Annotated in this window: 16 protein-coding genes, 1 tRNA gene and 1 other RNA gene; 2 read left to right on the top strand and 16 right to left on the bottom strand. The window is 64.9% G+C overall.

Features of this window, described 5'->3' with window-relative positions:
• Window positions 1-40 precede the first annotated feature (40 nt).
• From FYJ68_RS01115 to FYJ68_RS01045, 15 genes are all read right to left on the bottom strand, one after another.
• Window positions 41-3,985 carry a M14 family zinc carboxypeptidase gene (locus tag FYJ68_RS01115; protein WP_229771936.1) on the bottom strand — a complete coding sequence of 1,315 codons (3,945 nt, stop codon included), beginning with the start codon at window positions 3,983-3,985 and terminating at the stop codon, window positions 41-43.
• 325 nt (window positions 3,986-4,310) lie between these two features.
• Entirely contained in the window at window positions 4,311-5,630 is a 1,320-nt protein-coding gene (locus FYJ68_RS01110) for an O-acetylhomoserine aminocarboxypropyltransferase/cysteine synthase family protein (RefSeq protein ID WP_154433477.1), read from the bottom strand.
• Window positions 5,631-5,943: 313 nt separating this feature from the next.
• Complete coding sequence (gene rbr / locus FYJ68_RS01105) at window positions 5,944-6,489, bottom strand: rubrerythrin (protein WP_154433476.1); 546 nt, start codon at window positions 6,487-6,489, stop codon at window positions 5,944-5,946.
• Between the two features lie 92 nt (window positions 6,490-6,581).
• Entirely contained in the window at window positions 6,582-7,457 is an 876-nt protein-coding gene (locus FYJ68_RS01100; protein ID WP_407670309.1) for an HhH-GPD family protein, read from the bottom strand.
• A gap of 1 nt (window position 7,458) precedes the next feature.
• The gene (locus FYJ68_RS01095) at window positions 7,459-7,944 is read right to left on the bottom strand and encodes an RrF2 family transcriptional regulator (RefSeq protein ID WP_154433475.1); all 486 of its coding nucleotides are present in this window, start codon (window positions 7,942-7,944) and stop codon (window positions 7,459-7,461) included.
• A gap of 66 nt (window positions 7,945-8,010) precedes the next feature.
• Window positions 8,011-8,706 carry an HAD family hydrolase gene (locus tag FYJ68_RS01090; RefSeq protein WP_326832144.1) on the bottom strand — a complete coding sequence of 232 codons (696 nt, stop codon included), beginning with the start codon at window positions 8,704-8,706 and terminating at the stop codon, window positions 8,011-8,013.
• A gap of 144 nt (window positions 8,707-8,850) precedes the next feature.
• Window positions 8,851-8,927 (bottom strand) — tRNA-Asp (locus tag FYJ68_RS01085).
• A gap of 146 nt (window positions 8,928-9,073) precedes the next feature.
• The gene (locus FYJ68_RS01080; protein ID WP_154433474.1) at window positions 9,074-10,018 is read right to left on the bottom strand and encodes a hypothetical protein; all 945 of its coding nucleotides are present in this window, start codon (window positions 10,016-10,018) and stop codon (window positions 9,074-9,076) included.
• Between the two features lie 53 nt (window positions 10,019-10,071).
• The gene (recR, locus tag FYJ68_RS01075) at window positions 10,072-10,677 is read right to left on the bottom strand and encodes a recombination mediator RecR (protein WP_154433473.1); all 606 of its coding nucleotides are present in this window, start codon (window positions 10,675-10,677) and stop codon (window positions 10,072-10,074) included.
• Window positions 10,677-10,994, bottom strand: a complete 318-nt coding sequence (locus FYJ68_RS01070; protein ID WP_154433472.1) for a YbaB/EbfC family nucleoid-associated protein — start codon at window positions 10,992-10,994, stop codon at window positions 10,677-10,679. The genes recR and FYJ68_RS01070 overlap by 1 nt, the downstream gene beginning before the upstream one ends.
• A gap of 30 nt (window positions 10,995-11,024) precedes the next feature.
• Complete coding sequence (gene dnaX, locus FYJ68_RS10320; RefSeq protein ID WP_154433471.1) at window positions 11,025-13,535, bottom strand: DNA polymerase III subunit gamma/tau; 2,511 nt, start codon at window positions 13,533-13,535, stop codon at window positions 11,025-11,027.
• Between the two features lie 62 nt (window positions 13,536-13,597).
• Window positions 13,598-16,159: a glycoside hydrolase family 3 N-terminal domain-containing protein gene (locus FYJ68_RS01060; protein ID WP_229771935.1), complete on the bottom strand. Its 2,562-nt coding sequence runs from the start codon at window positions 16,157-16,159 to the stop codon at window positions 13,598-13,600.
• A 170-nt stretch (window positions 16,160-16,329) separates the two neighbouring features.
• A complete protein-coding gene (locus FYJ68_RS01055; protein WP_154433469.1) occupies window positions 16,330-16,998 on the bottom strand; it encodes a DedA family protein in 669 nt (222 codons plus the stop codon).
• Window positions 16,999-17,097: 99 nt separating this feature from the next.
• Window positions 17,098-17,193: signal recognition particle sRNA small type (gene ffs, locus FYJ68_RS01050), an RNA gene on the bottom strand.
• 99 nt (window positions 17,194-17,292) lie between these two features.
• Window positions 17,293-18,507, bottom strand: coding sequence for an MFS transporter (locus FYJ68_RS01045; protein WP_154433468.1), 1,215 nt, complete (start codon window positions 18,505-18,507; stop codon window positions 17,293-17,295).
• A 367-nt stretch (window positions 18,508-18,874) separates the two neighbouring features.
• Here FYJ68_RS01045 and FYJ68_RS01040 point away from each other — a divergent pair, with 367 nt between their 5' ends.
• Window positions 18,875-19,429, top strand: coding sequence for a hypothetical protein (locus tag FYJ68_RS01040; protein WP_154433467.1), 555 nt, complete (start codon window positions 18,875-18,877; stop codon window positions 19,427-19,429).
• Between the two features lie 945 nt (window positions 19,430-20,374).
• Window positions 20,375-22,078, top strand: a complete 1,704-nt coding sequence (locus tag FYJ68_RS01035; RefSeq protein ID WP_326832143.1) for an adenine deaminase — start codon at window positions 20,375-20,377, stop codon at window positions 22,076-22,078.
• Window positions 22,079-22,165: 87 nt separating this feature from the next.
• Here the strand turns inward: FYJ68_RS01035 and FYJ68_RS01030 are convergent, their stop codons facing one another.
• On the bottom strand, window positions 22,166-25,078 hold the full coding sequence (locus FYJ68_RS01030) for an immune inhibitor A domain-containing protein (protein ID WP_154433465.1): 2,913 nt from the start codon (window positions 25,076-25,078) through the stop codon (window positions 22,166-22,168).
• Window positions 25,079-25,252: the final 174 nt, after the last annotated feature.

Here is a 25,252-nt window from a genome sequence, read left to right as displayed (position 1 = left end):
TCGGGCCCCCGCCCCAGCTCAGAGCAAGGATCTTTTGGGACTACTCGTCGTGCTCCTGCCGACGCGAGAAGGCAATCGCGCCACCGGAGGCGAGGAGGACGATTCCCATCGCCGCAAGGCCGGAGCCGGACAGGCTGGAGTCGCCGGTCTGCGGGAGGACGGAGTCGCGCTGATGCTGGGCAGCGGTGCGGAGGCTCACGCCGCCCTCGCGGTTGAGCTCCACGCGGTCCTCGGGAGCAGGCGCGCTGGGAGCCCAGTTGTCGCTCGGCTTGATCGCACTTCCGGCGTTGCCGGGCTCCGCCGGCTTCTCAGGCTCGTCCGGCACTGGAATGATGCCGTAGTCGCCTGCAAGGGAGCGGCTGTAGACGGATGCCGTGAGGTAGCGGTAGTCGTCCTGCTGATGGGCCTTGTTGGTGAGGGTGTTGGCGAAGAGGACCATGTCGGCCTTGCCGTCGAGGATGCTGATCGCCTGGATCTGACCCTTGTACTTCTCGAGGAACTCCGCTGTCATGAAGCCCTCGATGGGCTGATCGTCGGTAGTCCTGATGAGCACCTTCGCACCCTTCGGGATGCTGACGAAGTAGCTTCCGCCGTAGCCGTACATGATGCGGTCGCCCTCAATGCGATAGGTTGCCGTGATGATGTCGTCCTCGGGGAACACGACGGTGTCGAGCGCGTCGTACCCCATCCAATCCCAGTCCTCGCCCGTGAAGCTGATGTCGGCAAGCCCGGCGTCCTTCACGAACTGCAGGGCATCGGAGGTGTAGCCGATGTAGGGGACACCCTCGGCAATCTTCTTGGCAATCTCCTCGGCCACATCCGAAGACGGGTATTGGCTGCCCACGATGATCGTGGCCTCGTCCAGGTTATCGGTCAGTGTGAAGCCCATCTGCTTCGCCAATGCGAAGAAGTCCCAGTTCCCATTGGTGTTGAGGCGGTTGTTGTAGCCGCTCATGCCCACCTCGTTGCCACCGGCGTCCGTGACGAACTCCGTGTACGCCTTGGGCACGTACACCTTGAGGTCGTTGCGGATGGTGCTCGCCTTGGGCGTCGCCTTCCCCTGGATGGCATAGAGGACGTACTTGTCCTTCACCAGGTTGAAGTCCTCCGTGGAGACCACATAGCTTCCCTCGTGACTACCCTCCCTGATGAGGCCGACCTTCTTGCCCTGCTTGAGGAGGTCGTTGACCGCCCTGATGGACTGGAGGCTGTCGTTGCGGATGATCGTGACCGGGCCAGACCCCTGGACGTAGGTCTTGGGGTCGGGAACCGCCGTGACGTCCTCCAGGAACTCCTTGGCAAAGGCGCCCTTCTTGCGGATGGTGTCCATGTCGTAGCCTCGCAGCGCCGAGAAGTTGGTGAGCGGCTCGCTGTAGAGGGAGTACTGGGTCCAGTCGCTGATCAGGAGGTTGGGATACAGGGCGCAGTTGGCCATGTTCCTCTTTGCCTGGTGCATGTCGACCACGATGGCCCCTGCCTTGTAGGTCTTGCCTCCAACCGTGACGTCATGCGTAAGGCGAGAGACCCTCACCCCGTTGTGGAGGAGGAACTGAACGGTCTCGGCCGCAGCGGCACGGTCCTGCTGCGAGAGGGCGTCCATGGGGATGACGTAGTACTCGGGGAAGAAGTTGTGGTTCTCGTTGTCCTGCGGCCTGAAGATGTCCGCCTCGGCACCGGGCTCGTCCTTCTGGTTGACGTAGTACTTGCGGATGTCAGGAGAGTCGATGTTCTCCACGCCCCTGCGGAACCGCTCAAGCATGTTCCAGAACATCCGGTCCTTGTTGTTAATCACGAACTGCGCGTTGCCGATGAAGCCGTACTCCAGGGCGTGAAGCGCGTCACTGTTGCCAATCGGCACCTCGACCGTGTACGCGTTGGTGCCGTGCATCATCGCGTACTGGGGCGTGTAGCTCGTGGACATGTCGTCGAAGGGTGCGTCCCAGGCGACCGACCCGTCGTCCTGTTTTTTGAGGTAGTCGCGGATGGGGATCTGCGCCGAGTTGATCGTCTTCGTGTTGGCGAGGGCGGTGCTCGCGAAGTACTCGCCCTGCTTCAGCGCGGTGTCGATGAACAGGTCGTACTCGTTGTTGGGGTCATGGGCCGGGGAGCACGGCTCGATCTGGAACTGCTGGTAATACCCGTGGACCTCGTGGAGCGAAATGGGGTCCCACTTGGCAATCAGCCCTGCCATCGCCTGTGTCTCGGGCTGAGTCTGATAGGTGTTGTCCCTGTTGAGGTCGAAGCCGTTTCCGTTGGTGCGCACGTTGTCCGTGCGAGCGTCCACGTTCTCGCTCGGCACGAGGATGAAGAAGACGTGCTTCAGGATCTCCTTGGGATTGAAGCTCTCGCGCACGCTGGTGTAGTACTTGTCAAAGTCGGCATCCGAGAGGTCCGACGAGGCGTCGTTGTGGCCACCCTTGCTCCTGTTGTCGCCAAGCTCGACCCCGTTGCCATCTCCGCCGTTGCCGCGGATGTAGCCAATGCCCGTGACCTCGTCCTTGAAGAGGCCGGACCAGACGGTGCCGTCCGCCTCCATCTCCTTTTTGAGCTCCTCCTTACCTGCCTCCGTGTACCCGGTGATGCGGGTGTAGTCGATGGGCACGCACTCCACGAGGTCACGGATGAACTGCATGACCGCGTCAACGGCAACGACCTCGTCCGCATGGACGTTGCTGTAGAAGACGGGCACCTTGTACTGCAGCTTCCCGCTCTTGAGCTGCTCTTGGACGGCGGCGGGGTTGCTCTCCATGAGCTTTTTCAGATTCTGGTAGTCGGTGAGGTCGCTCTCGCTCCCGGCGACGAAGATCGCCTTCATGTCGCGGCCCTCGGCGGACTTGCCAAAGGTCTCGACCTTGGCGTAGATTCCGTTCTTCAGGGCCTCCTCCACGAACTTGGGCAGGGCGGCGTCGATCTCTTCCTGCGTGTGAAACTCGTCGTAGGGCCTCAGCTCCACGTCCGTCGAAACGGTCTGGCCGTTCGCAAGCGTGCAGGCGAGCTTGTAGGTGCCCACGTAGTCGTACATCGCGGAGCGCACGAGGGAGCGTGCGCGCACGTCGATGCCATTGACGCCAAACAGCAGCTCGTTGCCAAACCTGAGGACGATGCTCGACTTTCCGTCGACAAGCTCCGCCTTCATGAGCACGTTGCTGAAGAACGGGATGGACGGGGCGTTGACTCCCTTCCTCTTATCGACCGCCGCGACGGTCATCCAGTCCTCGAGTCCGCCTCCCAGATACTGCTTGGGATAGGTCTTGGGGTCCATTGCGCCCTTGTCGCGCGAGAGGGAGAACTTCACCGACCCCTCGTCGATCATCTTCTGCAGGGCGTCCACATCCACGCCGTCCACCCCAACGGTAACCTGGAAGTCCCTCTTCTCGGTCATCGAGATCTTGGGGTCCGTGGTCTGGTCATAGCCCTCGTCCGTACGCGTGAACTCGATGCCGTCGAGCTTGGCGTCAACCACCTGCTGGGGCGTCTCGCCCTGAGTGGCATCGTCGACCTTGTCGCCTGCCGCCTCCGCCCCCTGGGCGGGCTTGGAGGGGACAGCCTCCTGGGGCTCCTCAGCCGTTTCTGCACCCTCGCCGGTCTGCACGGACTCCCCCGCCGAGGGGGTCTCCTCGGACTTTGCCTCGTCCGCAGGGGCCACTGCGTCGTCCTCGCCCTGCGCCGATCCAGCGGGGTTCTGGGTCCCCTCTGCGGGCGTCACGTCTGCGGGTGCCGAGGGCTCCCCTGCGGGCACCTCCTGGACGACCGCCCCCGCCGGCTGCTCGGGCGCAGCTTCCGGGGTCGGAGCCGCCTGCTCCGCCACCACTATCGCGGGCTGCTCCGCCGGCAGCGCCTGCACCTCCTCTGCGCGGGCTACTGCTGGCGCGGCGACGCTCGCCGCGATTGCCGCGGTAGCAATCACGACCATCATCCGCCGCTTGGACCACGCTCGGTGCGCGGACTTTGCGTCAAGTATCCTTAGCGTCCACCTCTGTGCCATGTACTCCCCGTCCCTTCGCCAATCAGAGATAGAACATTCCACATCTGAATAGTGGCTTAAACGAAAGCTTGGCTTTTTTTGTTTCGGGGGACGGAACTTTCCTCTTTTGCATAGGCAATCAAATGACACTGGGATTGTTCGTTTGACTTTTCATAAACGGGCAGATTTTACTGGGGCCAACCTTGTAACACGACCGAAATATTTAATTCCTGAGCGGCGCCTGAATTCCTACTCAGTAGCCCTCTCGAGTTCCCCGGACGCGCAAAGGGGACGCCCGAAACCCCTCGGACGTCCCCATGGACGAGTCGCTCTTGTCGCGTGATTCCTACGCCTTGGCCAGCGCCTGGTCGAGGTCGGCAATGATGTCATCCACGTCCTCGATGCCAATGGAGAGGCGAATGAGGTCCTCGGAGAGGTGCGCCGCCTTCAGCTGCTCGGGGGTCAGCTGCGAGTGGGTGGTGGAGGCAGGGTGGATGATGAGGGACTTTGCGTCGCCCACGTTGGCGAGGTGCGTGAACAGCTTGACGTTGTTGACGACGTTGAGACCCGCCTCGCGGCCGCCCTTTACGCCAAAGACCACCACGCCGCCAAAGCCATGCTTGAGGATGCGCGACGCGACCTCGTGCGAGGGGTCTCCCTCAAGGCCGGAGTAGCGGACCCAGCTGACCTTGGGGTTGTCCTGGAGGTACTTGGCGACGGCAAGGGCGTTGTCGGAGTGGCGCTGGACGCGGAGTGAGAGGTCCTCAATGCCAAGGCCGATGAGCTGCGCCGCATAGGGCGAGAGGGTCGGACCAAAGTCACGCAGCTTGTTTGCCAGGACGCGCGTGGCGAAGGGCGCGGCGGGCGCGGCATCCGCAAAGACCAGGCCATGGTAGGAGGGGTCGGGCTTGGCAAGCGTGGACCACTTCTCGGGATCCTGCTTCCAGTCGAACTTGCCCGTGTCGACGACGGCGCCGCCCAGGGTCGCGCCGTGCCCACCGATCCACTTGGTGAGAGACTCAATCACGACTGCCGCACCATCCTCTGCCGGACGATACAGGTACGGGGTCGCGAAGGTGTTGTCCACGAACACGGGAACGGGGGACTGCAGGGAGTTGGCCGCCTCGACGATTGCCGGAACGTCGGCCACGTCTACGAGGGGGTTGCCGATGGTCTCGACGTACCAAAGCTTGGTCTTGGGCGTGGTGGCCGCAACGAAGGCGTCGATGTCGTTGTTCTCGACGAAGGTGGTCTTGACGCCGAGGTCACCAAGGGTGTGCAGGAAGATGTTCCAGGTGCCGCCGTACAGGGAGTCGGAAGCGACGATCTCGTCGCCAGCGCCAACCAAGTTGGTAAGGGCGAGGATCTCGGCCGCGTGGCCGGAGGCAACGGCAACGGCGCCCGTGCCACCCTCGACCGCGGCGATGCGTGCCGCGACGGCATCGGTGGTGGTGTTGGTAAGGCGACCGTACACGTTGCCCGGACGGGTGAGCGCGAACTTGGCGGCACCGTCCTCGGCGTCCTTGAACTCGAACGCAGCGGAGGCGTAGACGGGCAGCGCGGCGGAGCCGGTGGTGGGGTCGGGTGCCCAGCCGGCGTGAACCTGCAGGGTGTTGAAGTGCTTCTCGGGGTCCTTGGCGAAGTCGGGGTTGAGTTCGAATGCCATGATGTTCTCCTTTGTGCCTGTGCGGTGGCCTTTGCCTTGAGTGGATGAGCGTTCTCTGGGGGCGCCCGAGTCGGAGACGTGTTTCTCCTCCGCACTCGGGCTACGGCATCTGCCGTCCCGATAGCTCGTTGTATGTCTGCGTCGTTTCCATGACCTGCATAGTACCGCTTCATGACGCCGATAACAGTCTCATCGATATGCGGACTTGGCCTACCTAGTTATCGGTTCTATTGATAACTTCTTCCGATGCTGGTCCAAGCACAAAAAAGGGCCCCGACCTAAGTCGGGGCCCTAGGCGAGCTATTGCAAGAGGCTAGTAGTTGATAGCCTGCTCCTCGAAGTAGCTCTGCGGGTGGTTGCAGACGGGGCAGACCTTGGGGGCCTCGGGGCCCACGTGCAGGTGGCCGCAGTTGGTGCACTTCCAGACCTTGACGCCCGGGCGGTTGAAGACCTCGCCCTTCTCGACGCGCTCGACGAGCTTGTTGTAGCGCTCCTCGTGGTGCTTCTCGACCTCGCCGACCAGGCGGAACTTGGCAGCGATCTCCTTGAAGCCCTCGGCATCCGCGGTCTCGGCGAAGCCCTTATACATGTCGGTCCACTCGTAGTTCTCGCCTGCCGCGGCATCCTTGAGGTTGGCCAGGGTGTCGGGAACGTCACCATCGTGCAGGTACTTGAACCAGAGCTTGGCGTGCTCGCGCTCGTTGCCGGAGGTCTCGCTGAAGATGTTCGAGATCTGGACGTAGCCCTCCTTCTTGGCCTTGCTCGCGTAGTAGGAGTACTTGTTGGTTGCCTGAGACTCACCGGCAAATGCCGCCTCAAGGTTCTTCTTGGTCTGCGAGTTCTCGAAGTCGACTGCCATGAAAAGCTCCTCTCTCGTTTGCCCGCAGGCCCCTTTTCCTGCGGGCACCACTTGCAGCAGGTGTGCCGTTGGCGGCAGGCCCATGGTAGCACCTAGGAAAGCCAAATGCCACCTTGTTGATGGCAGAAACCCTCCCGGGCAAGCTCGAGAAGGATTGCCTCGACCTCGCCGTCGCCTAGCTCACTTCTACCCGCTTTTTCCTCCAAAGCCGAGAGCTCGCGCGCAAGCGTCCCAGAATCCACACCCTCGTTATGGGAGAGGAGCAGGCGCACGAGCGCCGCACGCTTCTGCCGGTGGGAGCCCTCAAACCTCGACTGCCTCACGTGCCCCTTGGAGCGGCGCGAGGGGTTGGGCAGTGTCTGCTTGAGGTACGCACCGTAGTCGAGAAGGGCATAGTACCACGTCCTGGGGTCATCAGATGGGTCATCGTCGCCCGCAGGGCAGCACTGCCAAACCAAGGGCTCGATCTCACGGTCCCCTACGCCCTCACGATCGGGGAAGAGCTCGTGGAGGAAGACGGCACGCACGTTGGTCTCGAGATACACGCCTGGCAAGTCGTATGCGAAGGCCCGTATGCCCGCCGCCGTGGCAGGACCGATGCCGGGCAGCGCGACGAGGTCCGCATACTCGCGGGGCATCTCTCCCCCGCCGTCGCACACCGCCCGCGCCGCGTTGCGGAGCGAGAGCGCGCGCCTGTTGTAGCCCATGCCCTGCCACTCCTCAAGCACGTCGGCGGTCTGCGCATCCGCGAGCGCCCGGACGTTGGGAAAGCGCCCCAGCCACCGCTGCCACCTGCCGTCGACACGCTTGACCTGCGTCTGCTGGAGCATCACCTCAGAGACCCAGATGGCGTAGGGGTCGCGCGTGCGGCGCCAGGGGAGGTCGCGGTAGAGCTCGCGGCCACGGGAGAGGACCTTCTTCCTGAACGGCGCAAGCTCGTCGGAGGGGGCTGCGGGCAGGTCGGGCACCCTACTCCCCCTGCCCGTCAGGCCTGCCGTCTCGGCCGACGACGTCGAAGCGGTGCCCGCCGCCCATCACGGGATGCTTGTCCTCGATCACGACCTGGTACAGCGTGACCGACCCAAAGTAGTCCCTGAGCATTCGCTCCGCCTCGCACCAGATGGGGTTGTAATGGCACTGGGGCATGTAGGGGCACGGACCGCCGTCGTCGCCGGCGGTCGCACAGCCAGACACGTAGATGGGCCCCTGGATTGCCTCGACGACCTCCCGGAGCGTCACCTTCTTGGGGTCGGCGGCAAGCCTCATGCCGCCCCTGGACCCACGGGTGCTCTCGACCAGCCCCGCGCGAACGAGGTCGTGCTGGATCGACCTGGCAAACGAGTAGGGGATCCGATTCCTGTCTGCCGCGACGCGCACCGAGACGATGTTCCCATCCGCACGGATGAGCTCGGCGAGCATGCGCAGCGCGTAGTCTGTCTTGCGAGAGATGTCCATGCCATTCCCATGCCTTCGGGGAGACGATCTCCGCGCCTCCCACTCGTAACCCTATGGCCCGAGGGCCTACCTCCAGTCGAGCACCGTCCAACCGCGCCTGTGGGCCTCGAGCCTCAGGGTGGGGTCAGGACGCACGGCAAACGCCTCGACCGCCGATTCAAGCAGGAAGCGGTCCGACAGGTGGTCGCCATATGCGCACTGGACGTACCAGCGGCCCTGCCCCACGTGCTCGTCCGCCCAGGCGGCGACGCCCTCCGTCTTGCCTCGTCCCGCCACCACCTGACCGTCAACCTCACCGGTGAAGTTGCCTTCGCCGTCTCGCCTCATCCTCGTCGCCACCAGGCCGTCAACCCCAAGGTGGTCGGCAGCGAGCGTAGCTATGCCCTCGAAGGTCGCCGAGACCAGAAGGGTGATGCAACCTTGCTCCCTGCGTCTGGCAACCTCCGCAATGGCATCGGCACGGTAGCGCGGCAGGATGTACCGGTCGTGGAACTCGCCCATCCTGCGGGCCACCTCATCCTGGCCCTCGCCCGAGAGCGCGTCGAAGATGAGCTCCCTGGACTCCGCCTGCCGCTGGGGCAAGTGAAGGGCGTACCGGGCGCCCCACCAGCCGAGGCGCAACGCCCGCGAGGGCGAGATGAGCCCGCTTTCGAAGAGGTAGCGACAGAAGAGGATGCCACTCTGCCCGTTGATGGATGTGCCGTCTAGGTCGAACACGGCAAGTCTCGCCCTGCCGCGGTCGCTCCCGCCTTGTTGGCCCACCACACCTCGCCTCCGCCATGCGCGTCGCCAAGAATGCCATTACCCCAAATATTATGCCATTTGTCGCAATTTCAATGCGGCACGCAGAGGCGATGCCAAGGCATAAGAAAAGAGCCCCGGCGAACCGAGGCTCCGTGCATTCTATGGCGGGATATGCGGGACTTGAACCCGCGACCTCCGACGTGACAGGCCGGCGCTCTAACCAGCTGAGCTAATACCCCGTGCATCAGTGCGGGAGTAATAATACACGGAAGGCAGAAGCCTTGTCTAGGGGGAATTTTGATTTCTTTCCCTCCACGAGTCCTTCATAACGAGACGGCCCCTCCGCTACCGGAGAGGCCGTCAGAGATGCCTTTGCCCCCCCTCGTCAGCCCAGGGCGATGGTCGTCGTCTGACCCGTGCTGTCCGTGATCAGGAGGTTGGAGCCGTCGAGCTTGACGTCGGTGATCTGGCCGCTTCCCGTGACCGCGTTGCCGTTCGAGTCGGTCACCTGCGTGCTCATCGATCCCGCACCCATGGTGTAGGCGAGGACGTCCCAGCCGTCCCCCAGGTTCTCGGGGATGATGATCGCGCCGTTGTACAGAACGAGCTGAACCGGCGTGCCCTCGAACTCAAAGTACGTGTTCACGCTCGAGGTAGAGCTGCCCTCGGGCGAACCCACGAGCGCGTACTTGCCGTCATCACCCTGCCTGATGCTGAAGACCGTGCCGTTGTAGTTGATAGAGCCGTCGGAACCCGTCTGAGTCTGCTCGACCTGTCCGCTGTCCGTCTGCTCGGCGCTGGGGCGGTGCGAGATGATTCCGTTGAAGGCGAGGATGGCAAGCAGGATGATTACGGCGGCAGCGATGGCGATGCCAATGTTCAGCCGCTTGTTGGTCTTGATCTTGGTCTCGCGGTTGCGAACACGGGGCTTGTTGCGCCCCTGCAGCTGCATCTCCTCGCCAAAGCCCGTCCTGGTCCACGACGAGGTGGAGTCGGGCGAGATGGTCCTCACGTTGTCACGCGTCTCGACCTTGGCGCCCTCCCCCACGTCGATGCGGCGGAACGACCCGGTGACCGCCGGATCCACGCCGATAGGACGGGGGGCGTCCTGCTCGGACCCGCCGGTGTCGATCTGTGGAAGGTTGCGCAACCGGTCCCTCGAGGGTCGAGCCCCCTGCGACGCGGGATCCGATACGGGCGAGAGGTGCGAGGCATGCCGCGCGGCGCCCGATCCACTGCCCCCGGACACCTGCCGGCGCGGCGTTGCGCCAGCATGGCTGCCGCGGCGGGGGGTCCCGCCCCTCCGGTCCCTTCTCTCGTTATCTGCCATGACAGACCTCCTGTCTGTGTGCATGGTAGCGCGAGGCGCCACCTGCGTGGTGCCTAGAGCGACCGCCGCTCCTCGATGGCGCGCCCGAGCGTCACCTCGTCCGCATACTCGAGGTCGCCTCCCACGGGAAGCCCGCTCGCGAGGCGCGTGACCGTGACACCCAGTGGGCGTATCACGCGCGAGAGGTACGTCGCCGTCGTCTCTCCCTCGACGTCCGGGTTAGTGGCGAGGATGACCTCCTTGACTTCCCCGTCGGCCAGTCGTCCCATGAGCTCGCGCACGTGGAGCTGCTCGGGCCCAACCTTGTCCATGGGCGAGATGACGCCGCCCAAGACGTGGTACAAGCCGTGGTAGGAGTCGGTGCGCTCGATGGCGCTCACGTCGCGCGGCTCGCTCACCACGCAGATGCGACTGCGGTCGCGCGAGGCATCCGAGCACACGTCGCAGGTGTCGCGGGTTGCGTAACTAAAGCAGATGGGACAGAAGTGGACCTGCCGCTTCACGTCCAGAATCGCGCTCGAGAGCCGACGCGCCGTCTCGGCGTCGGACTCCAGGATGTAGTAGGCGATGCGCTGGGCAGACTTGGGACCGATGCCCGGAAGCCTCCCCAGCTCGTCGAGCAGGCGCTGGAGCGCCCTTCCGTCGTTGGGCTCCGGCATTAGAAGAGGCCAGGGATGTTGGGGAGGTTCATCCCACCCGCAACGCCCCTCATCTGCTGGTTGGCAACGTCCTGCGCGCTGTCGAGGCATTCGTTGACGGCCGCGAGGATGGTGTCCTGAAGAAGGTCCACGTCCTCGGGGTCAAGCGCCTCGGGGTCGATCGTGATGGAGGTGATCTTGCCATCTGCGGTCCCGGCCACCTTGACCATGCCGCCACCGGCGGACGCAGACACCTCCGTCTGCGAGAGCTTCTCCTGCGTCTTGGCAAGCTCCTGCTGCATCTTCTGTGCCTGACGCATCATCTGCTGCATATCCATGTCAATCACTTCCCTGCGGGTCACGCCCGCCTAGTCTTCGTCTCCGTACGAGTCGGGCGAGAGGCCTTCCCCACCTGCATCGCTCCCCGATTCTGAGCCGCTGTCGCCGCCGGCGCCGTCCGGATGCTCCACGCTCACGGTAACCCCATCGCCAAAGACGTTGGTGAGCATCTGCATCAACCGGTCAACGTCCTGGGGGAGGGGCTCCCCGTTCGCCGTCGTCGTGGGGGACGCCGTTGCGGCCGCCGGGGACACCGGGTCCGCCGCAGGCGCGGGGGCTGGAGAGGGCGCCGCCGACTGGGCGGGGGCGGGCGACGGAACGGGTGTCGCCTCCTGGCGGGGCGGAGCGGGTGCCGGGTTCGGAGCAGTCGCTCCCCCGACCGAACTCGACGAGGGCTCGGGGACCACGGGCGCTGCGAAGGCGGCCTCCTGAGCCTCCTCGTCATACGAGACGGCCGAGGCGTCATCGTAGGGGACCGCCTCGTCGTCCCAGGGCATGGCGTAACCCGATTGCGCGGGCGCGCTCGCCTGCGCGGGGGGAGCCGCGACGGGCACCGGCGCGGGTGCCGGAGCAGGTGCCGGGACGGAAGGCACGGGACGCGGCGCCTGCTGGGGCTGCGGCGCAACGGGCGTCTTTCTGGGGGCGGCGGGAGCAGACCTGCGCGCCCGGGCGATGTCCGCACCCGCAAGGCTCGCCTCCACGTAGTTGATGGAGCGGTAGCCAAAGACCTCGGCGACGGCGCGGTCGACCACTGTGCGAACGTCCTTGCGGTCGAGCATCTTCACCGCAAAGCCACTGCCCTTGGGAAGGTTGACCAGCAGATGCTCCCCGTCGTCCTGCATGGCGGTCGACTGCATGAGCAGCGAGCCGCGCGGGGGGTCCTTTGCCAGCAGCCCCTCGACCACCTGCTTCCACCTGCGCTGGAGCTCGCCAGGGTCGGTGACCGCAGGGTAGGCAGACGAGGAGGACGTTGCATTGGGCTTCGAAGTCTGCGGCTTGGGAGCCTGGGGCTTGCGGGATGGGGCGGGCGCCGGAGGAACCTGCCTGGGAGCCTCGCGCTGGGCCTGGGCTCGCGGCGCATTGGCCGCGGCCGGCTGCGGGTTCGTAGGCGCAGCGGGGACGGTGGCAGGCTTCGCAGGTCGCACCTGCGGCGCGGGTGACCCGCCCGCAGGCGCCTCCTGGTCGCGCTCCCAGGGATGCGCATACGGTGCCGAGGGGGGCGCGACCCTGTGCTCCACTCGACGGGCCTCGGGCGCCGCTGGGGTTTGGGCGGCTGCCGACGCGCGGTTGGCGGGAGCGGTAGCCTGAGGCCCCCGCTCCCCTGCCGATGCCTGCTGGCCCGGCGCCCCAAGGGGTTGGGCAACTGCCGCAACGGGGACGCCTTCGCCAAGCGAGGAGAGACGCGCCTCGAGCGACGAGACGCGGTCCGCAAGGGACTCGAGCGTGAGGTCGCTCTTGGGGCGGGCGATCCTCGTGAGGGCGATCTCGAGGACGAGCCTCTGGTTGGTCGCCGTGCGCATCTCGCTCGAGGCGTCGCCAATCACCATGAGGGCGCGCGCCAGCCTGTCAACGGAGCCAAACTCGGACGCCTCCGATCCAAGCGCCTCGAGCTCCTCGGCCGTCGCGGTCACCACGCCGGGCTTGGGGCCAACGGCGGCGACCACGTACACGTCCCTCAGGTGCGCGGCGAGCTCGCGCGTGAACTGCAGCAGGTCCCGGCCGGCGTCGACGAGCGACGCTACGGTGGAGAAGAGCGTGGGCACGTCCCTCTCCGCCAGCGCCTTGGCAGTAACGTGGAGCGTGGACGACGACACCTCGCCCAGCATGTCGCGCGTGAGGGCGAGCGTGATGGACCCGCTCCCAAAGACGCTCAGCTGCTCGAGGGAGCTCAGGGCGTCTCGCATGCCCCCGCGGGCGTGGCGCACAACGAGCTCGAGGGCCGCGGGCTCGTAGGTGAAGCCCTCGCTCTCGCACACCGACTCCAGATGGGCGAGCATCTCGTCGGCGGCTATGGGGTGGAAGTCAAACCGCTGGACGCGGCTGAGAATCGTCGCGGGAACCTTCTGCGGATCGGTGGTGCAGAGCACGAACACCACGTGCGACGGCGGTTCCTCAAGGGTCTTGAGGAGGGCGTTGAACGCCGCCGTGGTGAGCATGTGGACCTCGTCGATGATGTAGACCTTGTAGCTCCCTCGGACGGGCGCATAACCCACCCTGCTGATGATCTCTTCGCGCACGTTGTCCACGCCGGTGCGGCTGGCCGCGTCGAGCTCGTAGACGTCTGGGTGCTCCCCCTCGGCTATGAGCGTGCATTGCTCGCAGGTGCCGTCGGGAAGGTGGCCAGGCCCCTTCTCGCACATCAGGGCCTTCGCGAGAATCCTGGCCATGGTGGTCTTGCCCGTGCCGCGGGGTCCGCAGAACAGGTAGGCGTGGCTCGTCTTTCCCTCGAGGACCGCGTGCTCAAGGGTGCTCACCACGTGCTGCTGGCCCACGACGTCCTCGAAGGTCTTGGGGCGGTACTTTCTGTAAAGGGATTCCATCGCGCCTCCGACGCCTCGCATGACTCGGCCTACCAGTATAGCGGCGGACCCCCGCCCGTCCCCTAGCCCTCGACCGACTGCCGTTTTAGGAGCGCCTCGAACGCTCCGTTGGCAACTAGGCCGCCCACCTCGGCAGCGGCGGCAAGGTAGAGGCAGACTCCAAGGGGCCAGCGCCTCCTCTTGGCGAGGGCGACTGCGGCGCCCACCACCCAAGCGCCACGCGCCTCGAGCACCAGGGCGTCAATCGCCGCCTTGGTGACGGGAAGCCCCATCTTGGGGAGGGCGCGCAGGGGCATGTTGTAGGCAAAGGCCACGTTGGGGTCAAAGGAGTCCCTCGCAAGCTGCCTGCCGCAGTACGTGTCGGCAACCTTTCCCGCCGCCCACATGACCGGGCTGTGCGTCCTGGTGAGGTCGCGAAGCGTCAGGTTGGCGTCTATGGGGATGCGCGGGGACGGGATGACACGACCCAGGAGTGCGGAGAACTGCGCGTCGTCAACGCCAGCCACCCTTCCGGACTGGTAGGCGGAGAGCCGGAGCCCCGCGTAGGGATTGGGGGCGCCGCTGCCCGCGACCTCGACCTCCGCCTGGAGCCGGAGGTCTGCCGCGCTTGCCCCCACCGAGACGAGATAGGACCCTCCCTCGGTCTCCCACGCGTTGGTCTCGACGTTAAAGTACTGGAAAGCACGCGGGCCGAGGGGGACGGCCACGCGTCGCGACTCGCCCGCCGCCAGGCTCACGCGGGCCCATCCCCGCAGCTGTACCTGGGGGGCAAACACCGCGGCACCAGGCAGCCCCACGTACACCTGCGCGACGTCGGTGCCCTCGCGCCGGCCCACGTTGGCCACGACGAAGCTCGCTTCGTCCTTGGAGACGACAAGGTCGGAGTACTCAAACCGGGTGTACCCCAGCCCGTACCCAAAGGGGTAGGCAACGGGCACGTGGGCGGTCTGGTAGTAGCGATAGCCCACGTACGGCCCCTCGCGGTACTCCGCCGTGCGCTGCAGGCTGGGGAAGTTGCCAAAGCTGGGGACGTCCTCCAGTCTGACGGGCCAGGTCTCCGCAAGCCTTCCGGACGGGCTGACGGCGCCGGTGACAACCTCGAGCGCGGCCGAGGCACCCGCCTGCCCGCCCAGCGCCAGGTACAGGATCGCTGGTGCATGGGTCTGCCAGGGGACCTCCACGCAGCTTCCCGCGGAGAGAAGCACGACCACGTTGGGGTTGGCGGCAAAGACGGCGCGCAGAAGGCTCACCTGGTTGGAGCTCACCCGCATGTTGGTGCGGTCGAGGCCCTCCACCTCCCTGGACTCGTCCAGGCCAAGGCAGAGGATCACGACCTCCGCGCGTCGGGCGAGGTCGACCGCCGCGGCGGCCTTCTGGGGGTTCGCCCTCCCCGAGCGCTCAAAGCCCGGCTCGTAGCCCACGAGGTCAAGACGGTCGTCGGCGCGCATGATATCGAGGAGGCTCTCTACCCGCGTCGCATTGACCAGCGACGAGCCCGCCCCCTGGTAGCGCGGTGCCCGGGCAAAGTCGCCAACGAGCGCGACCTTGGTGTGCGGGGCAAGGGGCAGCAGGGGAGAGGTGCGCGGGGAAACGCGCCCAGAAGCCGTCCCGTCGGCCTCTGCCGCCGTGGGGGCGTCCCCCTCCCACGCGTCGGCTGGGGCGTCGTTCTTGAGGAGGACGATGCCCTCCTCCGCGGCGCGCCGTGCAAGGCGGTGGTGGGCGTCCGCGTCGTAGCCGCCGTGGTAGTTTGACTTTGCCCGATCGGTCCGAAGGATGAGCGTGAGCGCCTCTCGCACGCGGTCGTCGAGGTCCGCCTGGCTCACGCGACCGGCCCTCACGGCAAGCACGAGCTCGCGGATGGAGCAGTCGTTGGGGGCTGGCATCTCGATGGTGCATCCCGCCGAGACCCCCGCGGGGTGGTCGTTCGAGGCCCCCCAGTCGGTGACCACGGCTCCATCGAAGCCCCACTCGTCCCTGAGGACGTCCCTCAGGAGGTGGCGGTTCTCGCTCGCGTAGGTGCCGTTGACCATGTTGTAGCTGCTCATGATTGCCATGGGGTGCGAGGCGCGCACGCACTCCTCAAAGCCGGCAAGGTACACCTCGCGCAGGGTCCTCTCGTCCACCACCGAGTCGGATGACTGCCGGCGCGTCTCTTGACTGTTGACGGCAAAGTGCTTTGGGCACGCGCCGAGCCCACGCGACTGGATGCCCCTCACGTACGCCGCCGCCATGCGACCCGAGACGAGGGGGTCCTCGGAGAAGTACTCAAAGTTGCGCCCGCAGAGCGGGTTGCGCTTGATGTTGAGGCCGGGCCCCAACACCACGTTGATGCCCATGGAGGCGGCCTCCTCCGCAAGCGCCTCGCCAATCTCCTCCGCAAGATCCGTGTCCCACGTCTGCGCCATGGTCGCGGCGGTGGGGAAGCAGGTGGCTGGGTCCGAGGCGCCAAGCCCTAGGTTATCCGCATCGGAGCTTTGATGGCGAAGCCCGTGCGGGCCGTCGGAGAACTCCAGGCTGGGAATGCCCAGGGAGGGGAACGCCCTGGTGGAGAAGGGCTTCCCTCCGGAGAGGAGCGCACACTTCTGCTCCAGCGTCATTGCCCTCAGGATGCCCTCGACGTCCATTTGCATCGCCCCTCTCGCCTGGCAGACCGAGCCGAGCCCGATTCCTAATCGGGCCATCGTACGTTGTTTTCCACGTTTGGGGTCACCCAAACGCAGGGATGCTGCACGAAGACAAGAATGCCACGCCCCTCGCAGGGCGTGGCATCAAGATGGCAGGCTGTGTGGGGCGGCTATGCGGCGTGCTTGGGGGCGGCGCCCTTCTTGGAGGAGAGCTTGGCCTTGATCGCGCCGACCACGGCCGGGATGACCGAGACCAGGATGATGCCCACGACCACGAGCTCGAAGTGCTCCTGGACGGCAGGGATCCCGCCAAAGAAGTACCCCAGCAGCGTGAACAGCGTGGACCAGGTAACGCCGCCCAGGATGTTGAACACCACGAAGTGGTGCCAGGCCATGCCGCCCATACCCGCGAGGAACGGCACGAAGGTGCGGATGAACGGGAAGAATCGGCCCAGGAAGATGGCCAGGCGTCCCCACTTGTCCAGAAAGGCCTCGGTCTTCTCCACGCGCTCGGGGGTCATGGCCTTGACCTTGCCGCTCCTCACGATGCGCTGGCCAAAGAAGTGCCCGATCATGAAGTTGCACTGGTCGCCGATGATGGCGGCGGCCCACGCAACTCCGAGGAGCGCAAAGATGTTGAACCCGCCGTTGTGCGCGAAGAAGCCCGATGCAAAGAGCAGCGAGTCGCCCGGCAGGAACGGGAAGAACACCACGCCCGTCTCGATGAACACGATGAGGAAGACCAGGCCGTAGGCAACCATGGGGCCGGCGGCAATCCAGCCTGCGATGGCGGTCCTCGGGTCCCTGAGAAGCTCGGCGATCATGTTGACGAAGCCCATTGGCGACTCTCCAAAAGGTCGGCTGGGGCGGCAGGCGCCGCCGTCATAGAAAACGCCCCCGCGGCCAACCTCTCGCTGGTCACAGGGGGCGTACAAGTGCGCCCTGCGGGAACGGGTGCCCGCCAGAGGCCCCTTATGGCTGCTGCCTTCCGGCCCTGACCAGGTTCGAGGTGTGGCGTCACCCGAACCCACAGGGCGCACTTACGGAGAGTACTCTAGCAAAGAAGCACGGCGACCACCAAAACGCCATGGGAGGGCGCCGCGCCAGCGTCTCCGGCAACGGCGCCCCGGGGGCTACCCCCTCCTCTCGGCCTTGAGCGCCTTGCTAAAACTCGTATCGCTGTGGCGCGCCCAGAGCACGTAGACCAGCACAGAAACCACGCAGGCGAGCGAGACGATCGCCCACATGGCCGAGTAGCCCATCGCGGTGATGAGCGAGCCGGCAACGCCGCCGCCCAGGCCGTAGCCGATGTCGTACCCACAGAGGAACGTGGAGTTTGCCGAGCCCCTGGTCTCGTCGCTGGACGTGTGGACTGCCATGGACTGGAGCGAGGGCTCCAGCCCGCCAAACGCGAAGCCGGCGAGTGCCGCGGACAGGATGAACGTCACCACGTTGGGCACGAAGGCGAGGAGCAGGAAGGCCACGAGCATCGAGGCGTTGCACGCATAGACGAAGAACGCCTCGCCCTTCTCGTCCACCAGGCGGCCCAGGAACACGCGGACCAGCAGGAGCATGACGCTCATGATCAGGAAGTAGATGGAGCCGGAGGGCAGGCCCTTGTCGGATGCGTAGATGGCGACGAAGTTCTCGAGCGCGCCAAAGGTGAACATGAACACGAGCATGGTCACCGTCGCGGGCAGGGAGTCGCGATTGATGATCGTCCTGAGGTCAAGGGGCTTGTGGGGCACCTCGACGCGCGGGGCATGGACAAACGAGAACAGCAGGAGGCCCAGAAGCGCGATGCAGGTGGCCACGATGTAGAGCACCTTGAAGCCAAAGCCCTCCATCAGCGAGAGGCCCAGGGCGGGCGCGATCGCGGAGGCAAGCGCGGTTGCCATGCCAAAGTAGCCCATGCCCTCGGCAAAGCGCGGCTTGCAGATAACGTCTGACGCCACGGTCGCGGTCGTGGAGTTGGAGAACGAGAGGCCCACGCCGTGGACCATGCGGAAGAAGATCGCGATGGAGAGAACGGGGACGGTCACGTACCCCAACGGCGAGAGCGCCATGAGGAGCAGGCCGATCACCAGTGCCGTGCGGCGAACGCCGTTGTCCAGCCACCAGCCCACGAACGGGCGGATGATGACGGCCACGAACGAGAAGGCCGCGGCGCACACGCCCGCGATCGCCTCGGTGCCACCCAGGCTCTTGATGAAGAACGGGAACGTGGACAGCGACATGATGTGGTTGGTGAAGACGCAGAGGTTCACCAGGATGATGAGGACGAGGTCCTTGGTCCAGAGCTTTGGCTGGGCGGATCTGGAGCGCCCTTCCGGTGCGGTTTGAGCCATGCGATTTCCCTTCGACGAGACGGCGTTTGGCCGCACGCGAGGGACGCAGGGGGCTTGGGCACCCACGGCGAGCGGCCTGATGGATCAATTGGACTTACGCCCGTGGGGCCGCTCATTGACGGATGAGATTATAGCCTAGGCCATTGTCGACTCCGGGCGTTTGGTCCTCTCCCGCAACATGATGATTTTGTCGCGCCGCATGCGTCACATGCTATCGTCAGTACCTGCGTGTAGCGCAAAGCTGCTGCAACCGGGTGCCCCACAACGTCACCAGGAGCAGCGAGACAGCGTAGTTGGCAAAGCGTGCGACGGTCCCACGACCGCTCGCACGCTTTTTTGTTGCGGCACTGCCGCGGAGGGAGAGAGCATGCCCAAGAATAGGACCCAGGGGATCATCTTCGGAATCCTCATGTCGGTGACCATGGCCTATGGGATGGAGGTCTACAACGTCGCATGGAAGATGGGAATCCCCACCGCCGCGGGCGGGTTCTCCAACATGACGAACGTCGTCTTCTGGGACGCGCTGCTCGAAGCCGCGTACATGTGGCTCTTCGTGTTCCTGTTCTCCAACCTCTGGGGAAATCGCCTGGGAATGGCCCTCGCCTCTCGCTGCATCGACAAGGAGCGCGACAGCTCCTTGGTGCGCGGCACCATCAGGTCCTGCTGCACGGTGCTCGTGATGTGCCCCACCATGAGCCTCGTCGCGGCGATCCTCTTCAACGTTATTCTCGGCGGCATGCCCGCGGCTCAGCTTCCGGCGATCTGGGTGGGGACGCTCATCAAGAACTTCCCCATGGCGCTCCTCTGGAACCTGTTCGCAGCCGGCCCCGTGTCCCGTCTCGTATTCAGGACCTTCTTTGCCCACGTGGGCGAGAAGGGCGAGGATTCGGTGCCCCGGGGTTCCGCCGAGGCAATCGACTAGGACGAAGCTAGACACTTATCGCGAGTCGTGGGCCGGGGCTTCTCGCCTCGGCCTTTTTCGTGTCGCCATTCGCTACGGTCAGGTGTACATAGCCTCTGGCATCTGCGGGTCAGACTCCACCCTCACCCACCCCTTTTGGCCCAAAACATGCCTCTTTCGAAAGGAATACCGATGGCCTCAGGATGGTGAGGTTGTGCCCAACCCGTGCCGGCCACCATTTCCGCGGGCACCGGCCCCCTCCTCCCCCACGTACGTTTCGCCCAGAGACGAGCGATTCCACGAGGCTACTCGTGAAAGACGGACCGCCCCCTAGCCCCTAGCAACAAGCGCCTCACACGAGAGGCTTGCCGCCATAACTCGGAAGTCGAATCGTTGGAAACCGCGCATCAACCGGCAGGACGCCCTCCAATGGCAACCAAAGCCCGGTGTGAGTACTCATGTCAGGAGCTTGCTGCCAAACAACTCCCGTTCCAGGTACGGATGGCAGCGGACTCCCGAAGTGAGCACTCATATCGGGATTCAGCTGACATGGTTGCATTGGTGATGAATATCCAACTGGGGAAACTCGACCCCGAAACACCTCCAAGCAGGCGAAGCCCGAAGCAAGCACTCACGCCAGTCGTTTCTCGCCAGAAAGTCCGCGCGGAGGAGCCCCTCTCCCTTCTTTGCCCGCCGGTTTCCCGCCGTGACCGTCGTAGTCCTGAACCCGAGCGCTGGATACAGGTAGCCAAACCGCCCCGCAAGGCGCAACTGCCCCTCTTGCGCTACCCTAGCCCCAGAACGCAGAGTGCCATCGCGGGAGGGCAGGTCAGGCCCTGGAAAGGCAGGTCGTGCGATATGATCAACCACTTTTGCAAGGAGCCGCTCTGGGAATGCCACAATGCGCTGGCTGAGGTAGCCTTGGGCAAGCGTCCAGCCGACACGGTCATTCGCCATGCACGGCTCGTGAGCGTGACAACGCACGAGATTCTAGACGACACGGACATCGCCATCAGCCATGGCCGAGTCGCCTACCTGGGCATTGGCGGGCACACTGCGGAGCACTGCGTCGGGCCAGACACCAGGGTCGTCGACGCGACGGGCCTCTATGCGGTCCCTGGCCTCATGGACAGCCACATCCACATCGAGTCGTCGATGGTGGGGCCGAGCGAGTATGCCCGGGCGGTCGTCCCGCACGGGACCACCGGGATATACGCCGACCCGCACGAGGTTGCCAACGTGCGCGGCCTCGAGGGCGTCAGGGTGATGTGGGAGGACGCGGCCCGCACTCCGCTCAAGACCATGCTTACAACTCCCTCCTGCGTACCCGCCGTCCTGGGGGTGGAGGACACCGGCTCGTCAATCGACGCGTCCCAGGTTGCGCAGACCATGACGTGGGACCAGACCGTCGCGCTCGGCGAGATGATGAACTTCCCGGGCATCCTCTCGGGCGAGGAGAACGCAACGGGCGAGGTTGCGGAGACCCTCAAGGCTGACAAGGTTGTGACCGGCCACTATGTGAGCCCCGACGACGACAGGGGGCTTAACGCCTACATCTCCGCGGGCGTCTCGTCCTGCCACGAGTCGGGAACCTTCGACGATGTGATTGCGAAGCTCCGCATGGGGATGTACGCGCAGCTCAGGCAGGGGTCTGCCTGGCTCAACCTGCCCGGCTACCTCCCGCAGCTCGTGGAGAGCGGCATCGACACCCGCCTGTGTCTCCTGTGCACCGATGACTCCCACCCGCACACCATCGTGGACGACGGCCACATGGATCGCGTGCTCCGCACCGCGGTCTCGCTCGGGCTCGACCCCGTGACGGCGATTCAGATGTGCACCATTAACTGCGCAACCTACTTTGGCGTTGGTCAAGACATGGGCTCAATCACGCCCGGCAAGTGCGCCGACGTCGTCCTCATGGATGACCTCAAGGACTTCCGCGCGCGGTACGTGTGGATCGACGGCGACCTGGTCGCCCGGGACGGCAGGGCGCTCTTCGAGGTCGAGCCCTTCCCCTGGCCCGATTTCATGACCCACACCATGGAGCTGGGCGACACCCTCACCCCTCAGGCCTTCGAGTTCCCCGTCGATCGGCAGGACGGGCGTTGCAAGGTACGCGCCATGGGCATCACCCCCGGCGACACGATCACGCATGACATCATCGTGGACGTCCCCGTCCGTGACGGCAAGCTGCAGGCTGACGGCGAGAACGACGTGCTCAAGGTCTGCGTCTTCGACCGCCACCACGGCAGCGCGGGAACCCATTCGCGTGGCTTTGCAAAGGGCTTCGGCATCCATGGCGCGCTGGCGCAGACCGTCTCGCACGACGCACACAACCTCCTGGTCATGGGCGACAACGACGCCGACATGCTCCTTGCCGCAAAGACACTCGAGGAGTGTGGCGGCGGGGAGGTCGCCGTCCAGGACGGGAGGGTGCTCGCGCTGGTCGAGCTCCCCGTATGCGGCCTCATGAGCACGGAGCGCGTGGAGGTCGTCTCCCGCAAGGTGAGCGCCATCGAGGCAGCGTGGCGGCAGATGGGGTGCACGCTCCCCTCTCCGTTCATGACCATGGGCGTCATGTCGCTCGCGTGCGTGCCAGAGCTCAGGCTGACCAACCGCGGCTACGTCAACTGCGTCAGCTTCAAGATGGAGTCCCTGCTGGCAGAGTAGGCACGGGCGAGAGACGCGTTTCCACCGACGAGAGGGGGCGAACCCGGATGGGCCCGCCCCCTCTCCCCTATCGGATGCCTGACTGGGCTACTTCACGCCGTACCAGGCGATGCCCTCTGCATTCCAGCCGACCTTCACCAGATGGTCGTTCTCAGCCTTGCTCGTGGTGAAGTTGTGGGCGCCTGCCTTGGCGTTGGGGTTGTACTGGCGATAGACGGGCACGCCCTGCTCGTCGTCGGAGTACCAGCCAATGCCCTCGTCGTTCCAGCCCGCGTTGACGAGCATGTCCCGCTCGTCCGCATTGGTGGTGTAGTGGTGGTCGCCCGCATTGGGGTTGTACAGGCGATACACCGGGGTGTTGGACGTCTTAGGAGCCTTCCACGCAACGCCCTCGTACGTCCAGCCCGCCTTTACCAGCGACCCCGCCTCGAGCTTGCTCTGGGTGTAGAAGTGCTCGCCGGAGTTGGGGTTGTACATGCGGAACATCGTCCCAACCTCGACCTTGGGAACCGCCTTCACGGTCACGGTCGCACGCGCGTTGGGGTTGACCTCCTGGCCATCCACCAGAACGGCGACCTCATACCTAGCGTCAGCCTTCTCAAGGTTGCCGGGGAAGCTTATGGAAGCCGCATAGCCTCCGTCCTCGCCCTTGTGGAGGTCCACCGTTGCCCATGCGCGGTCGATGGCGCTTCCGCTGGCGTCGTACACGCGAAGCTGCGTGCTCTTGCCCTCGGGCACGTACTTGAGGTCGGCGGAGAAACTCACGTCAGCGCCGTTGGAATCGAGCGTGCTCTCGGCGGGCTTGATCGAGGTGAGCGTCACGGGATGCGCCGCCACGGTGAGCTTGACCGCCTCGCCCAGCTGCTTGCCGTCCAGGAACACCGCGACCTGGTAGCCCTGCGCCTTGGTCGTCTCGTTGGCCGGCACGTCGATGCTTGCAGAGAGCGTGCTCACTGCATTCTCGTCTGCCGCGCCACCAGCGAGCCACGCATGCGCCCAGTCGGCGTCGACCTTGTTGCCGTCGGCGTCGAGGACCACAAGCTCTGCCTTCTGGTCCACGTTAAGGTTGTTGAGCTTGGCAGTGTACTTGACGCTGCCGCCATCGGCAGAGAGCTCCGCCTTTCCGTCGAGAGACGCGAGGGATGCCGGGAAGTCGACGACGAACGCCTGGGATGCGGCTCCCTTGGCGGTCGAGGAGATCTTGATTCCGGTGTCAACGCGCTCCGCGGGAGTGTCCTTGCCGTTGTACAGGAGGACGGGCGTGGTGCTGGTGCCCAACTGATCCTGCGTGTGGCTGTTGAGGAACGGCATCCGGATGAGCGGCTTGCCGCCGTTGAAGTCGGCCAGCTCAAAGTACGCGGGCATAGCTCCAGGGCGGTGAGTGCTCACGTTGACGGTGTTGTCGCCCGTGAGGATGCCGTCCTCATCCACGATGCCCTGGTCGATGTGGTACACCACGATGCCGCCGGTGGGGTTGTCGTAGGAGTACCCGCTCCTCTTCCCCTTGAGGTAGAACTTCTCCATGCCTTGGTCAAAGGACTCGTACTGACGGTTCTCGATCATGTAGTACTCGCCGTCGCTCGCCCTGACGATGAAGCTCTTGAAGCCCGCCTCGCTCATCTGGGAGCTCGCGGTGTACACGCCGTCGTGGGTGATCTCCTCGGGCTCGATGTAGCCAAGGAAGTACCTAGACCAGGCGTCAAAGAACCCAGGACGGTAAATGCCCGCATCCTTGCCGGTCTGGACCACGCCCCAGGAGCCGCCATCCATCATCGAGAGGCCCGAGAAGGAGTAGTCGGCCCACGGGCCGGGATCGGAGCCGTCAGAGGTGTCGTACAGGTCGGGCAGGCCGATGTAGTGGCCGAGCTCGTGCCCAAGGGCCCCGATGCCGCTCTGGTGCTCCTCGGATGCTCCCGTGGACTCCGTCTCCGCCTGGGTGACGTAGGAGTCGATCCCGACCTTGCCGCTTGTCGTGGTCACCTCGTAGGGTTTGGCGTCCATGCCGTTCTGGCTCGCCGCGTCGGAGAAGGTCCACTGGTGCGGCCAGATGCAGCCGTGGCCCGAGGGGACATAGCCTGCCGACTCGTCATAGCCTGCAAACACGAGGCCGATGCCGATCTCGGTCTTGTCCAGCTTGCCATCGTGGTTAGTGTCGTACTTGGCAAGGTCGACGTACTTGCTCACGGCATCGAAGGTCGCCTCGAGGGTTTCGATGTAGTTCTGACCATAGTCGAGCTTGCCGTGATCGCGGTCGAGAGTCACGTGAACCACGCCGTCGTTGGCCGTGTCATAGGGATTGTGGTTGCCATCGACGCCTGTCGCACTCGTCTCCTCGATGGGACGCCAGGTGAACTTGCCGTTTGAGGCGATGTTGTAGTACTTCTCGATGCTCCACTCGCCTGTGAAGAACTGGTCGCCCCAGTTGTAGTCGTCACGGTACTTCTCGTCGTTAAACTCGACGATGACCGTGAGGAGCGGCAGGGTCTTCTCCGCGCCCTCCCTCTCATTCACGTCCTTGCGCTGCTTCGCCGTGATCTTGTCGGCGGTCACGGGCGACGACGGATTGCTCGTGGTGGACTCGCGGTATTCGCTGCCCATAAGCGCGTAAATCGCCTTGCGTGTGGCCTCGTCGGAAAGGTCTGACTTCCCGATTGCACCGGAGTCCCTCTCCGCCTGAGCCGGGCTCCCAAAGGCGACGCTACCATCGGAGCCCCTCACGACCTGCTTGTAGACGCCATCTGATGGGTCGAGCTCGACAATTGCGCCATTGTCCATGAGCCGATAGTTAAAGTACTCGTCTCCGCTGATCGTGGACTCAAAGGATGCTCCGTCCGGCTGTGTAAGCGTTACAGTCGCCCCACTCGCCGGGTTGGCCATGGCAACCCCGGGAAGCGTGAGGGCGATGGTCATCACCACCGCGGCAGCTCCCTTTGCGATCCTCCGCCTGAGCTGCGCCCGCGGGCGCAGCACCCCAAACGGATTCTCCACTTCCTGACGCATTCCCACTCCCTTCTCTCCTCGCACGCCAGCCGTGCGGCGGCGCGCGAACCTACTTGCGACAATGATTGGGTTTTCTTTCAGGTAACAGGAGCAGACTCGTCCCCCGACGGGAGACAAGGAACGTTGTTGAGGGGTAAGAGAAAGGGAGGGCCTCCGACAACGGCGGCAAAAACC

The organism is Olsenella porci, from assembly GCF_009695875.1.
Classification (GTDB): domain Bacteria; phylum Actinomycetota; class Coriobacteriia; order Coriobacteriales; family Atopobiaceae; genus Olsenella_H; species Olsenella_H porci.
The sequence above is the reverse complement of the archived record's forward strand: the minus strand, read 5'-3'. Positions and strand labels throughout refer to the sequence as shown.